The 12,422-nt window shown below is 62.9% G+C and carries 14 protein-coding genes; 2 read left to right on the forward strand and 12 right to left on the reverse strand.

Annotated elements, in window-relative coordinates; all coding sequences use genetic code 11:
* Positions 1–75: 75 nt before the first annotated feature.
* From ACVOLJ_RS01475 to ACVOLJ_RS01520, 10 genes are all read right to left on the reverse strand, one after another.
* Positions 76–384 carry a VirB3 family type IV secretion system protein gene (locus ACVOLJ_RS01475; protein WP_154880788.1) on the reverse strand — a complete coding sequence of 103 codons (309 nt, stop codon included), beginning with the start codon at positions 382–384 and terminating at the stop codon, positions 76–78.
* The gene (locus ACVOLJ_RS01480; protein ID WP_222389030.1) at positions 377–793 is read right to left on the reverse strand and encodes a TrbC/VirB2 family protein; all 417 of its coding nucleotides are present in this window, start codon (positions 791–793) and stop codon (positions 377–379) included. Before ACVOLJ_RS01480 ends, ACVOLJ_RS01475 begins: the two co-directional genes overlap by 8 nt.
* 73 nt (positions 794–866) lie before the next feature.
* Positions 867–1,826: a lytic transglycosylase domain-containing protein gene (locus ACVOLJ_RS01485; RefSeq protein WP_481563272.1), complete on the reverse strand. Its 960-nt coding sequence runs from the start codon at positions 1,824–1,826 to the stop codon at positions 867–869.
* 3 nt (positions 1,827–1,829) lie between these two features.
* Entirely contained in the window at positions 1,830–2,873 is a 1,044-nt protein-coding gene (gene virB11, locus ACVOLJ_RS01490) for a P-type DNA transfer ATPase VirB11 (protein ID WP_475280516.1), read from the reverse strand.
* 12 nt (positions 2,874–2,885) lie between these two features.
* A complete protein-coding gene (locus ACVOLJ_RS01495) occupies positions 2,886–4,154 on the reverse strand; it encodes a TrbI/VirB10 family protein (RefSeq protein ID WP_475280517.1) in 1,269 nt (422 codons plus the stop codon).
* Positions 4,151–4,930 (reverse strand): TrbG/VirB9 family P-type conjugative transfer protein, encoded by a 780-nt coding sequence (locus ACVOLJ_RS01500; RefSeq protein ID WP_475280518.1) that lies wholly within the window; start codon positions 4,928–4,930, stop codon positions 4,151–4,153. The genes ACVOLJ_RS01495 and ACVOLJ_RS01500 overlap by 4 nt, the downstream gene beginning before the upstream one ends.
* A complete protein-coding gene (locus tag ACVOLJ_RS01505; RefSeq protein WP_475280519.1) occupies positions 4,927–5,937 on the reverse strand; it encodes a VirB8 family type IV secretion system protein in 1,011 nt (336 codons plus the stop codon). Before ACVOLJ_RS01505 ends, ACVOLJ_RS01500 begins: the two co-directional genes overlap by 4 nt.
* An 89-nt stretch (positions 5,938–6,026) precedes the next feature.
* Positions 6,027–6,473: a hypothetical protein gene (locus tag ACVOLJ_RS01510; RefSeq protein ID WP_025878721.1), complete on the reverse strand. Its 447-nt coding sequence runs from the start codon at positions 6,471–6,473 to the stop codon at positions 6,027–6,029.
* Positions 6,474–6,890: 417 nt separating this feature from the next.
* A complete protein-coding gene (locus ACVOLJ_RS01515) occupies positions 6,891–8,570 on the reverse strand; it encodes a type IV secretory system conjugative DNA transfer family protein (RefSeq protein WP_481563273.1) in 1,680 nt (559 codons plus the stop codon).
* A gap of 36 nt (positions 8,571–8,606) precedes the next feature.
* Positions 8,607–8,864: a hypothetical protein gene (locus tag ACVOLJ_RS01520; protein ID WP_475280521.1), complete on the reverse strand. Its 258-nt coding sequence runs from the start codon at positions 8,862–8,864 to the stop codon at positions 8,607–8,609.
* A gap of 212 nt (positions 8,865–9,076) precedes the next feature.
* Here ACVOLJ_RS01520 and ACVOLJ_RS01525 point away from each other — a divergent pair, with 212 nt between their 5' ends.
* A complete protein-coding gene (locus ACVOLJ_RS01525) occupies positions 9,077–10,288 on the forward strand; it encodes an MFS transporter (RefSeq protein WP_481563274.1) in 1,212 nt (403 codons plus the stop codon).
* Positions 10,289–10,304: 16 nt separating this feature from the next.
* On the opposite strand, the gene ACVOLJ_RS01530 is transcribed toward ACVOLJ_RS01525, so the two are convergent.
* Entirely contained in the window at positions 10,305–10,787 is a 483-nt protein-coding gene (locus ACVOLJ_RS01530) for a MerR family transcriptional regulator (RefSeq protein ID WP_481563275.1), read from the reverse strand.
* Positions 10,788–10,876: 89 nt separating this feature from the next.
* On the opposite strand from ACVOLJ_RS01530, the gene ACVOLJ_RS01535 reads away from it, so the two are divergent.
* Entirely contained in the window at positions 10,877–12,121 is a 1,245-nt protein-coding gene (locus tag ACVOLJ_RS01535; protein WP_481563276.1) for an NADH:flavin oxidoreductase/NADH oxidase family protein, read from the forward strand.
* Here the strand turns inward: ACVOLJ_RS01535 and ACVOLJ_RS01540 are convergent.
* Positions 12,102–12,389, reverse strand: a complete 288-nt coding sequence (locus ACVOLJ_RS01540; protein WP_475280525.1) for a barstar family protein — start codon at positions 12,387–12,389, stop codon at positions 12,102–12,104. The two genes, ACVOLJ_RS01535 and ACVOLJ_RS01540, sit on opposite strands and share 20 nt — an antisense overlap.
* Between the last annotated feature and the right edge of the window lie 33 nt (positions 12,390–12,422).

The following is a 12,422-nucleotide window of genomic DNA, read 5'->3' on the forward strand; positions in this document are numbered from 1 at the left end:
TCCAAAGGGTACTGCCGACGAAGATTCGGAGTGGACCAGGTGGGTGTCTGACGCCCACCTGGTCCGATCCAGCCCTCAATCCATTCGGGCCGGTTTGTTGCGGTAATGATTCGGATTGAAAACCCACATTCCCTCGTGTTCCTGCACGTTGCGAACCCGGAGCTTGAACATCAGCCTCAGGCCCAGCAGCCGGAAGATCATTTCGTCACGCTTGGCCATCTGACGCATGATGAAAATGGCCACCGGAATGGTCAGCAGGAACCAGAAGTTCGTGTACATGCTCAAGAGCAGCAACCCGCCGGCCACCATAAAGAACGGCAGGTAGGGAACGCCCAGGAACATCGCTGGGCGTGTGCAACCCCGGAACAGAACGTTCTTATGCACTGTAGTACTGGATGGCGTTCTGGATGTGGAGGGCCATGCCGCCCGCAGCACCGCCGCCGCACTTGCCGTCGCTGCCATCACCCAGCAGCATGCGGGCGATCTGCCCTGCAGCACCGATCAGCACGCCACCGATCAGGATCGACGCGACATCAGAGATGCGCTTGTGCGCGAACGCAATCTGGTAGCCGGCGAAGATGACCGCGATGGTGACCACGGCGATCGAGGCAATATTCAGCAGGCCATTGATGTTGTTGAAGAAGCCGCAGACCTTTTCGTCGGTGCCACCGAAATCGGTGGCGCCGGAGGCAAACACCTGCGGAGCAAACACGGCGCCAGCAAAGAAGGTGGCCATCAGCAGGGTCTTCAGCGTGCGCTGGGCCTGGACGAGGTCGAGATTGGATCGCTTCATGGATTGATTTCCTTGTTGATGGACTAACACAACTGAATCGACCAGCCGGGGGACTGGCCGTACCACGACTTCGTCAGAACACGAAGGCCGCATCCCCTGCGGGAATCTGTTGCACCGGCGCTGCCGCTGGCGCGTTGTATGCGTTGCCGTTTCCCGCCACGGGTGCGTTCCGCTCGCTCCAGGGGCGCAGCATGACCGGAGCATCGTCGCCGGCGACGGCTCCGGGAAGCTGCTGCGGCATGACAGGCCCACCCTGCCCCTGCCTGACCTGCGGATTCTGCTGCGGCGACTGCGGATAGCCCGCGCCTGCCGGGCCTTCCGGCTGCATCATTCGATCCACCGAGCCCAGCACAACGCGGGACAGCGCCTGATCGGCAAGATTTACCAGACTGCTGCGCGCCATCGCACCGGTGGACGGATAGACGGTATAGGCTCGTGCCGGATCGTTGGACGGCACATACACCGGAGTACTGGCCTGGGCGACGATGCGTGCCTGTGCCGGAGACGCCAGCTGCGGGTGATGCTCCACCTTGACGGTACGGCGCTCACCACGATTGATCACGTCGATCGGCGCAACGCCACTGGAGGCAACCTGCTGTCCACGACGGATCGAGTCATACACTTTCTGCACATAACCATGGCGGAAGCCGGTTTCGAAGTTGCCCGAGTAGTAGCAACTGAACGACTTGCCCCAATCCTTGCCCGAGCGCTTGTAGCACTCGGCAAGGATGCGGGAGCCCGCCTGCAGGTTCGGACACTGCTGGAAGGCCTTTTCGTACGAATCCAGACCGTATTTGGCCAGGTTGTAGCGATTGACCTGGGCCAGGCCGATGGAGAAGTTGTAACCCTTCTCCTCCAGCATGCGCACGGTGGCAAGCGCTTCATCCAGCGCCTTTGGCTGCCGCGCAAGTGCACCACCGACCACACCGATGGCGTAGGGGTTGCGCGAGGATTCCACATTGATGACGTGCTGCATGACGTCCATCGATACGGCCATCTCCGGGCACGCCATCATTTCAAGTCCTGGCAACATCGCTCAGCCCTCCTGCCCCTGGGCACGCCCAGGGTTGAAATCGATACCGGTGATGTAGCGCGAGCCTGCATGCGCCTTGATATGCACCACGATATCGATGGTCATCATCAACAGTCGCTTGATGACGTTGAATTCGAGCCCCGAACCTTCGGTCGAGGCCTTTACCATCAGAGCAAGCTGATCCCACGTCTGTTCCGGGCTGCCCGCATGGCAGCTGGTGATCGAGCCGGGGTGACCCGAAGCGCAGTTTCGAATGAAGTAGAACGCTTCATCGCCGCGCAACTCGGCCAGGATGATCCGCTCAGGCTTCATGCGCAGGCACGCTTCCATGCAGCTCTTGGCCGTCACGTTGCTGGCACTCTGCCCGCCCTTGGAATACAGCAGGTGCACGACATTGGGTTGGGTCAGAAACAGTTCGCGTGCATCTTCGATCGTGACCAGACGTTCGCTGTCCGGGATATGATTGACCAACGCTTTCATGAAGGTCGTCTTGCCGCTGCCGGTCGCACCGGATACCACGATGTTTTTGCGGTACATCACCGCGCGCCGGAAGAACTCGGCGTACTCGCGCGAATGGCGCAACTCCAGCAGTTCGCGATCCTGCTCGCTGACCCCACCATCCTGCTCGAGGATCTGGTTGAAGAAGCCATCCTCGTGATACTGGGTGAGCGACTTGGTGTGCTTGGACGGCAGACGGATGGTGATCGACACCTTGCCCGCATCGCAGGCCGGCGGGATCACGAACTGCGCACGCTGTCCGGTCGGGAAGGTCAGCGACACAACCGGGTCGGCATCGGTGATGCGCTGGCCGGTGTTGCTCTCGTTGACCACCGCGGTGCAGAACTGCCGGGCCCGTTCGAACGTCAGGCCCGGCACATCCACCTGCTGCCACCCTGCACGCGTCTCCAGGTACAGCTCGCCCGGACGGTTGATGCAGATTTCCGTCACGTCAGGCGAAGTCATGTACTCGGCGATGCCCAGCACTTCGTACTGATAGCGCAGGAAATCGCTGGAGACGAGGGCGAGAGGTGACACTTCGGCGTCCATGATCGTTCTGGTTTACCGGCGCGGGTTCAGCACGCTGGTGAAATCGACGTCCTTTGCGACGTAGACATTCACGATCGTGCCTTGGTTGATGGTGACAGTCGGCGGACGACGACCTTCGCTAAGGGCCTCATTGGCCAGACGCTCCATGGTGCGTGCGGTAGCGCTCTCATAGGGCGAACGGACGGCGAAGCCATTGCTGGCGACGGTGGTCGACTCCGGACCATGCTCTGCGGCGGCGTACTTGAACGCATCCGCAATCAGGCTGATCATCAGCGCCGAACCGATGCGGCTTGCCCAGTGAGCGCTGTACTGGCCCGGGTGACCGGCGCCACCCAACTGGTCCACGCCAGGGCTCGACATGGCAACGTCGATACCATTCGGGGTGGTGATGCGATCCCAGATGACTTCAACGCGCTTGCCAGTCGGGCCGCCACCGTACGCACCGTAGATCTTCGAACCCTTCGGCAGCAGCAGGTTACGGCCGTTGATCGAATAGACCGGCTCGGTCACCAGGCAGGAGGTATAGCCGGCGATATCGGTGATGATGCGGGTTTCCAGAACGCAGCGCAGATAAGTACCGCGTACCAGCAAGGCATCCGGGCTGCGGATGTAGCTGGCGTTGGACACATCCTCCACATCGGGCCCGCGACGTACCTTGGCTGGCGCGCCCGCCTGCCCGCCCATCATCGCCGCCTGCATCTGCAGGGTACGGGTCAGCTCATCGCCCTGTGCAGCCTGGCCTTCCACGGCATCGCCGTTACCAACGAAGCCTCCGCTACCCACGCCCATGCGGCGCTCGGCCAGGGTCGGGCCACGCGGCCCTTCGCTCTCGCTCATGCTCAGCGGTGACGGTGCGCGTGTCGGCCCCACCGGCTCCTCTGGCAGCAACGGCAGCGGCTGGGCCACCGGAATCGGTGCCGTGGCCGGATTGTCTGCCCCCACGTTGGGCAGGGTCGGAGTGGTGGCACGTGCCACTTCCGGAACCTTGGAGCCGGAATCCTTGTCTTCCTGCCCCTTGCGGAACAGCAGGAAGCCCATGGCCACCAGCAGCACCACGATGCCGCCCAGGAACAGCAGCGCCTTGCGGTTCAGGCGTTGCTCCTCGGCCGAGCGCAGCTGCGGTGCACCAGCGTCCAGATCCGGCGCAGGGCCGGCCTGGGTGTTGCCGAAATAGGGATTGGAAGACGCCTCGGGCGCAGCGCCAGAAACGCTGCCGTACGGGCTCTGGCTGTCGTCGCGCCCGTTGTTTGGATCGCTTCCGGGAGTGTTCTGCTGGCTCATTTCTTCACGTTCCTTCGCAGACCAACGACGAAATCGCCGTGGCGGATGACCAGGTACGGGTAGGTCCCGTGGACGATCAAGGTGTTGCCTTCAACGGTGGTGTTGACCACGAAATCCTCGCCGTACTCTTTCTCACGACCGAACACGGCCGGGAAAATGCCGGTCTTGTACTCCGGCGAGTTCGGAAGTTTCAGGTAGGTGAAACGACCATCGTCGTACGCATTGACCGGAATCAGCCACCCCATTTTCTTCGCCTTGCTGGTCGAATAGGAGTAGTTGAAGTTGTACTGGCGATCCTTGGCCAACTCCGTGCTCAACAGCGGCTGTGCCTCTTCCTCCACGGCCTCCTGGGCAACACCGAACACGGTGTCGTTCGGGTAGCTGAAAGCAATCTTGTACTGCACGCCGGCACGACGGGCCTGCTCGAGCTGGCGCCAATCGGTCGCCACCACCTTCAGTTCGAAGATGTACGAATGGGTCTCGGTGCGCACCATCATGTTGGTGTCGACATCGACGTTTTTCGGCTTGATGTAGAACACGTTCTCGCGGCGGGTCAGCTCCCAGCCGCTGCTGAAGCCGGTGCTGTAGTCGAGGATCTTTTCGTTCGGGCTCAACTCGATCTGGGTGGTCAGACCCAGGCCGGTGCGAACCGGATAGATGCGGTCCTTCTCATACTCGTAGTGGTCTACCGCCTGTGCCATCGCCGCAGCGGAAAACACCAGCGACAGCAACGACAGCAGCGCCAATGCGCTCCCCCTTACTTTTCGACTACTCATCGGTTGCTTGCTCCATCAGCATTTCCGGTGGAATTGTTCGGCGCCGGCTGCATGGTCTGCCCCTGCTGCATCGGTTGCCCCTGCATCGGTTGTCCCTGTATGGGCTGGCCCTGCATCGGTTGCCCCTGCTCATTGACTGGCACTGCTACAGGCTGGCCCGTTGCAGGATCAATCATGGTTGCCGCGGCGGGGTTGTTCGGATCGTAGATGCCCTGTGCCTGCTGCGCGGCCTGCTGCGCCTGCGCCTGCATCGCGCCATCGTCCGGCACCGGCACGCCACGTGCGTAATCGTTGTCGACGCGGTACTCGGTGACCTGGAACGCCAGCGGGTTGAGCACACGATCCTGCTCGGACAGCGCCAGGTTCTGGTTGTACTCGAAGCGCATCGTTACCAGCTGGTTGTCCAGGTAACTGGCTGCACCGGAGCGTTTGTCCAACAGGCTTCGCTGGATGCGCACCGATGCCCCGCGGAAGCTGCCGTTCGCTTCGGCGCCCAAGGGCGTGATGCTGAGAATCTTGACCCGGATGGCCTTTTCACGCCCGTACATCACGAAGGGATTCTGCGGATTGTTGCCGGCATAGCGCTGACGCATGCTCTGTGCCACCGGACTGCTGGACATGACAAACACCAGCTCCCAGTCACGCAGACCCATCACCGCCGAGTCGTAGGACTCCCGTGCCAGCACGTATTGGGCGACGTTGCTGCGATTGATAGCTTCGTTGGCGGTGATGGTCTCGCCCTGGAACGTGCCGCGTAGACGCGCAACCGTAGCCGTGCCGGTATACGCATCGGCCATCACCAGGAACGGCACCTTCTCCTTCAGCGGCAGCATGTAGTAGTAGCCACCGGCCAACGCCAGCGACATCAGCAACGAGCCTGTGGCGACCCACCAGGCGCGACGTTCGCTGCGCCGGGCCATGTCGGCCACGGTGATCTCGTAGCTGACCGCCTTGGCGACCGACTGCTCGACCTTGGGGCTGTTGCCTGCATCCTTCTTGCGGAACATGGGTTCTTCCGTACTGCTGAAACATCAATGGGCGTGGCGCCCCTGCGCCAAGCGCGGGGTGCAGCACGTTCGATGATTTCGGTGCGGCCTCAGCTGCCGCTGCTGGCTTCGGGATCCTGGGCCGACGCGGTCGGCGTCGATCCAGCGCTCTGCACGACGATCTGATTGCCGACGATGGAGACGGAAACGCCCTGTGCCGCATACGCTGCCGTGAGATCGATCACGGCCTGCTGCGCGTTGGTGGTGTCGATTTCAGACACCGCGCCGTACAGGGTAAAATCCGAACTGAGGCGATAGTCCAGCGTGCGGCCGGAATCCTTGGCCCAACGCTCGAGCATGGCCTTCAGCGTGCGATCCATCGGCGATGCCTGATAGACGTAACTGGAGTACAGCGGAATCTCGGTCGGAGCCGTCGCGAAACGGTTGACCGGCTTCCAGCGTCCCCCGAAGTCGGGTGCGGGCTTGGTAGCACAACCTGCCACCATCAGCGCCGCCACTGCGGCGATGGACATTTTTGCAATAAACGCCTGATTCATACGGGCTTCACTTTGACGTACGAAAAAGCAGTCCCGATGTTGGTCCCTTGGTCGTCCGGCACTGCGCGATGCACGCCGGAAACGTAGCGAATGCACTGCTTAACAGCACATGGGCACGGTTCCCCTGCAGCTCGAAAGCTGCCAACCAAGTCGCGTGGAGCAACCTCATCCGAGGCCCCTCTCACACACCCTCACCAACGTCGGAACCATCCCTGTTCCCATGGCTGAAACTCCTGGCCACTCTTGAAAGCATGACGAATCACACAGATCCGCAAGCCACGCATAGAGTCGCACAACTGCGCGTCAATTCGATGTCAGACAAGTCTGAATTTCGACCAACGTATGGCGCTTCTTTGACGCACTTCACTAATTCACTTCCATGAATGCGTGCATCCGTCACACTTTCAAGTCTGCAAGTTAGACATCAAGCATCGGCACGTCAACCTTTGGCAGTAGACGTGACGTGAAATAGCGATCCTTGTAATAGCGGATCTTGTCGCACTTCACCGGGTGCGGTATGCCTTCGTAGAGGAAAACTTCCTTGTCCGGCCCCATCGCCTTTAGTTCCTGCGGCAGCATCAGCGCGCGGCGCTCTTCGGTGAAGCTGTGGGTCTTTTCACGCGCGTGGGTGACGTTCTTCTTGCGGATGGTGGTGTAGCCCAGCATGTCCGAATAGTCGTTGGCATCCTGCTGCTCGCGCGGGGCGTAGAGGATCTGCAGCGCATGGTTGGTGATGATGGTGCGCGAGACTTCGCGGCCATAGGTCGCGTCAAGCTGCGACATGCTCTGGATGATCGGCAGCAGGCGCACGTTGTAACCGGCCATGTAGGACACCGCCGAGGCGATGATCTCGACCTTGCCGATGGAGGTGAATTCGTCCATCAGCAGCAGGCACTGGTACTTCAGGTCCGGATTGGACTTGGGCAGTTCCTTGGTATTGAGGTTGATCAGCTGGCTGAAGAACAGGTTGATGATCAACCGGCTCTCGGCCAGCTTGTTGGGCTGGATGCCGATGTAGATGGTCATCTTCTTCTTGCGCACGTCGGTGAGCAGGAAGTCATTGGTGCTGGTGGCCTTGTCCAGCACCGGATTGATCCAGGGGTTCAGCGGTTCCTTGAACGTACCCAGGATCGAAGCGAAGGTTTCATCGGCCTGCGACAGCATGTTGGCAAACGCCGAGCGCGCATTGCTGCTCAGGAACGGCCGCTCGGACAGGCTCTTGAGGAACTTCTTCAGGTCGGTGCCGTCGCCGGAAGACAGGCGGTACACCGCGCCCAGCGTCGGCGTGCCCTGCCCGCCCGGGAATCCGCTGCTGCGCTCGTCATCCCAGTTCTCGAACAGGTACAGGGTGAAGGCGATGAAGGCGTTGCGCGCCTGGCTGATCCAGAACTTCTGGTCTTCGGAGCCATCGGGATAGAGCATCGCACCGATGCTCATCAGGTCCGAGACCCGGAAGGCGGGGTCGTCGGAGACGTAGCTGAGCGGGTTCCAGCGATGGGTGCGACGGTCTTCGGCGAAAGGATTGAACAGGTAGATCTCCTGCCCCTGGCTGGCGCGCCAACCACTGGTCAGGTCGAAATTTTCCTGCTTGATGTCCAGCACCACCAGCGATTCGCCGTACTCCAGCAGGTTCGGGATGACCACACCGACACCCTTGCCGGAGCGGGTCGGCGCGGCCAGGATGACGAACTGCTGGCCGTCCAGGCGCACCAGCTTGCCACCGTGGCTGCCGACCACGATGCTCTGGCTCCCCTTCTTGAACATGCCGTGCTTGGCCAGATCGGCACTGGTGGCAAAGCGTGCATCGCCATGCAACGAGCGCTTGTCCTTCTTCAGCAGCAGCACCAGACCGACGATGGCCAGCACCAGCAGCGGCAGGCCGAAGCCAAGGTAGCCGGCCCACTTGATCTTGCCCACGAACGGGGCGACCTGCGGCTGGCCGATGGCGTTGAAATACTGGTAGTAGGTATTCCAGGTGAACAGCTTGGTATCCAGGCCAAGCAGCAGCAGCGTCAGGTAACCGGAAAACACGAACCCGAGCAGCAGGGTCGCCAACGTGATGATGGCGATGATCAGATACTTCTTACTGGGCGACACCCGAATCCTCCATGATGCGCCCGAGGGCGCGACGGCTTAGCGGCGGCGTCGTTGCGACACCTTCTTCCGCAGGTTGGTTTCATTCTCCAGCCCAGGCTCGACGCCCTCTTCGCGCTCCAGTACCTCCAGGTACCGACGCGCTTCGGCCAGCGACATCAGGTCGGTCACGCGTTCCCCATCGTCAACGATGACCGCATGGCCAACCACATCGCCCGGAGCGTACACCGGCTCGTGGGTCACCGCTACCAGTCGGAAGCGACCGCGCAGTTCCAGTTGATGCGTGTATTCCTGCATGTTTCATCTCCTTGATGGACGCCAGACACGTTCCTGCAGCATCTGATGATGCCTGCAGGCGCGTGGTGACGGCATGCAGGTGATGCGGACGACCGGTTGCGCCCCATGACCGGCAGCACCACCTGTCGAACACTGTTTTACCGCAGCCCGGGTGATGCCTGCTGCAGCGCAGCAGTACAATGTCGCGCTTCCCCGCCCCTTTGCGTCCCCGCATGAGCCCCAACTCCCCTCTGGCCGCGCGGCTGACGCCACGCCAGCGCACCCTGATCATCCTTGCCCTTTCATTGGGCGGCTTCGCCATCGGCACCAGCGAATTCGCCAGCATGGGCCTGATGCTGGAGATCAGCCGCGGCCTGTCGATCAGCGAGACCCAGGTCGGCCACCTGATCAGTGCCTACGCGATCGGCGTGGTTGTCGGTGCGCCGATCCTGGCCTTCGTCGGCGCCAGCTTCCCGCGCCGCAGGCTGCTGCTGGCGCTGATGGGCTTCTATGCCGTGGGCAACCTGGCCAGCGCACTGGCCCCCAACTACGGCACGATGCTGATCGCGCGCTTCGTTGCAGGCCTACCGCACGGCGCCTACTTCGGTGTGGCCATGCTGGTGGCAGCGGCCATCAGCCCGGCCGGCCAGCGTGGGCAGGCGATGTCGCGCGTGCTGCTTGGCCTGTCCGTGGCGATCCTGGTCGGCAACCCGCTGACCACCTGGCTGGGCCAGCAGCTGAGCTGGCGGACCGCCTTCGCGCTGGTCAGCCTGCTGGCAATCGCAACGGTGATGATGATCGCGCGCTTCCTGCTGCCTGATCCGGACGAGGTGCGCACCTCTCCGATGCGTGAGCTGCGCGCGTTCAACACCTCCCAGGTGTGGCTGGCGCTGTCGATTGGCGCGGTGGGCTTCGCCGGCATGTTCTGCGTGTTCACCTACCTGGCACCGACACTGGTGCAGGTGACCGGCGTGGCCGAGTCGTGGATGCCGTTGGCGGTGGGTGTGTTTGGTATCGGCGCGATCATCGGCAACATTGCCGGTGGCTGGCTGGTGGACAAGTTCCACTTCAAGGCCGCCGCCGTGGTGCTGGTGTGGTCGATCGTGATGCTGCTGCTGTACCCGCTGGCCGCGCAGTCGGTGTGGACCATCGGCCCGATGATCATCACCGTGGGCACCATGGGCGCACTGGCCGCGGTGCTGCAGACCCGCCTGATGGACGTGGCCGGCGAAGCGCAGACCCTGGCTGCGGCCTCCAACCATGCCGCCTTCAATACCGCCAATGCACTGGGCCCCTGGCTGGGCGGCATGGCGATCAGCGCCGGCTTCAGCCCGGCGTCCACCGGCTACGTTGGCGCTGCAACCGCGGTGGGTGGCCTGCTGCTGTGGTGCGTGTCGATGCTGCTGGACAAGCGGCGCAAGGCCGCCCCCGCCGGCAGCCACTGACGGGCTGCGCGATGTCTCAGCCGTTGCCCGCGTGGCGACGGCCACGGGCCGGGCGCAGCAGGGCGACATCGCTGGCCAGCAGGGCGGAACTCCCCGTTTCGCCGCGCTGCACATTGGCCAGCACCCGGCGCGAATTGGCCGCGCAGTCGATGCCTTCCGGGCGTGCCTGGATGTCCTCGATCAGGGCCAGCAGATGCGCGCGGCTCTGCGCCAGGCGCGCCTGCAGTGCTTCAATTTCGTCCACTTTCTGCTGCAGCATGCCGATCAGGGCATCGTGCTGCCATTGGCCGGTGTCGGGCGGCAACAGCGCGCGGATCTGCTCCAGGCTGAAACCTGCCTGTTGCGCACCGGTGACCAGCTCCAGCAGCAGCACCGCCTGCTCGGGATAGTCGCGATAGCCATTGGCCTGGCGCGGCACCACCAGCAGCCCAGCGCTTTCATAGAAGCGGATGCGCGACGCCGTCAGGCCCGTACGCCGGGCCAGCTCACCGATTTTCATCTGTCTGAATGCTCATATGGGACACCGCTTGACCTTCAATTCAACTTGAAGGTTAGCGTAGCGCCTTTCCCATGACGTGGAGTTGTCCGATGTCGCTGTTCTCGCCCCTGGCCCTGCCTTCCGGCGCGGTCATTCCAAACCGCATCGCCAAGGCGGCGATGGAAGAAAACATGGCCGACGCCGACCACGCGCCTTCGACGGCACTGCAGCAGCTTTACCGGGCCTGGGCCGACGGCGGCGCAGGGCTCATCATCACCGGCAACGTCATGGTCGATGGCCGCGCGATGACCGGCCCGGGTGGCGTGGTCCTGGAAAACGACGATCATCTGGACCGCTTCGCAGCGTGGGCGGCCAGCGCCCGTTCCTCTGGCGCGCACGCGTGGGTGCAGATCAATCATCCTGGCCGGCAGATGCCGGCGGCGCTCGGTCAGCCCACACTGGCACCCTCGGCCGTGGCGCTGGATCTGGGCGCACTTTCCAGGCAGTTCGCGCCGCCCCGGGCGATGACCGGGGCCGAGATCGAAGAGGTGATTGCGCGCTTCGTCCGCAGCGCAGAACTGGCCGAGGCCGCTGGCTTCAGCGGTGTGCAGATCCATGCCGCGCACGGTTACCTGCTCAGCCAGTTCCTGTCGCCGCTGTCCAACCAGCGCGAAGATCGTTGGGGCGGCAGCCTGCACAACCGTGCGCGCCTGCTGCTGGAGATCGTGCATGGCGTACGCGCAGTCGTGTCGCCCACATTTGCAGTGGCGGTGAAACTCAATTCAGCCGATTTCCAGCGCGGCGGATTCTCGCCCGAGGACGCGCGCGCAGTGGTCGAACTGCTGGCACCGCTGGGGGTGGACCTGGTCGAGCTTTCCGGTGGCAGCTACGAATCCCCGGCAATGACCGGCGGCGTTCGCGATGGACGCAGCCTGGCTCGGGAAGCGTACTTTCTGGAGTTCGCCCGCGACATCGTGGGCGTGGCGACCATGCCACTGATGGTGACCGGCGGCATCCGTCGTCGTGCGGTTGCCGAGCAGGTAGTGGACAGCGGCGTGGCGATGGTCGGTATTGCCACGGCATTGGCGCTGCAGCCGGACCTGCCGCAGCACTGGCAAGCAGGCCGCGAAAGCGCACCGCAGCTGCGTCCGATCCACTGGCGCAGCAAGCCGCTGGCGGCGACCGCGCACATGGCTGCGGTGAAGTACCAGCTGGGCCGCCTGAGCCGTCGCCGCCCGACACTGCCGAGAGTCTCCCCGGTATGGGCGCTGCTGCTGGCGCAGGCCGCAGCAGCCTGCCGTGCGCGCCGCTACCGACGCTGGATCAGTGCACGCCTCAGCGCAACTGGTAGCTGAAACGTTCGCCCGGTGCGGACGCCTCGTCCTGGCGTCGTACGCGCTCGAAGACGTCGATGATCTGCATGAAGCGCGGGCCCATCGCCTGCGCGGAATCCTGGTGATCGTTCCAGATCACGTGCAGGGGGCGCTCGGCGCTGGCGCTGAGCAGATCCCACAGTGCATCGAGATTGTTGCCGTAGAACTGTTCAACCCGCAGCAGGGCTGCCAGCTGCCGATGGAAGTCCCGCTCGTGGCCGATTTCGACGCCATCGAGAATGATGTCCATGTACTGTTGCCCGTGATTGCAGGCGAAGGACTA

This window comes from Stenotrophomonas sp. STEN046 (genome assembly GCF_056759755.1).

What these genes read in the sequence shown, in the direction of transcription:
- ACVOLJ_RS01480 (WP_222389030.1), bottom strand. Translation starts at nt 793, where the DNA reads ATGAAGCGATCCAATCTCGACCTCGTCCAGGCCCAGCGCACGCTGAAG.
- ACVOLJ_RS01485 (WP_481563272.1), bottom strand. Translation starts at nt 1,826, where the DNA reads ATGTTGCCAGGACTTGAAATGATGGCGTGCCCGGAGATGGCCGTATCG.
- virB11 (WP_475280516.1), bottom strand. Translation starts at nt 2,873, where the DNA reads ATGGACGCCGAAGTGTCACCTCTCGCCCTCGTCTCCAGCGATTTCCTG.
- ACVOLJ_RS01495 (WP_475280517.1), bottom strand. Translation starts at nt 4,154, where the DNA reads ATGAGCCAGCAGAACACTCCCGGAAGCGATCCAAACAACGGGCGCGAC.
- ACVOLJ_RS01500 (WP_475280518.1), bottom strand. Translation starts at nt 4,930, where the DNA reads ATGAGTAGTCGAAAAGTAAGGGGGAGCGCATTGGCGCTGCTGTCGTTG.
- ACVOLJ_RS01505 (WP_475280519.1), bottom strand. Translation starts at nt 5,937, where the DNA reads ATGTTCCGCAAGAAGGATGCAGGCAACAGCCCCAAGGTCGAGCAGTCG.
- ACVOLJ_RS01510 (WP_025878721.1), bottom strand. Translation starts at nt 6,473, where the DNA reads ATGAATCAGGCGTTTATTGCAAAAATGTCCATCGCCGCAGTGGCGGCG.
- ACVOLJ_RS01520 (WP_475280521.1), bottom strand. Translation starts at nt 8,864, where the DNA reads ATGCAGGAATACACGCATCAACTGGAACTGCGCGGTCGCTTCCGACTG.
- ACVOLJ_RS01525 (WP_481563274.1), top strand. Translation starts at nt 9,077, where the DNA reads ATGAGCCCCAACTCCCCTCTGGCCGCGCGGCTGACGCCACGCCAGCGC.
- ACVOLJ_RS01530 (WP_481563275.1), bottom strand. Translation starts at nt 10,787, where the DNA reads ATGAAAATCGGTGAGCTGGCCCGGCGTACGGGCCTGACGGCGTCGCGC.
- ACVOLJ_RS01535 (WP_481563276.1), top strand. Translation starts at nt 10,877, where the DNA reads ATGTCGCTGTTCTCGCCCCTGGCCCTGCCTTCCGGCGCGGTCATTCCA.
- ACVOLJ_RS01540 (WP_475280525.1), bottom strand. Translation starts at nt 12,389, where the DNA reads ATGGACATCATTCTCGATGGCGTCGAAATCGGCCACGAGCGGGACTTC.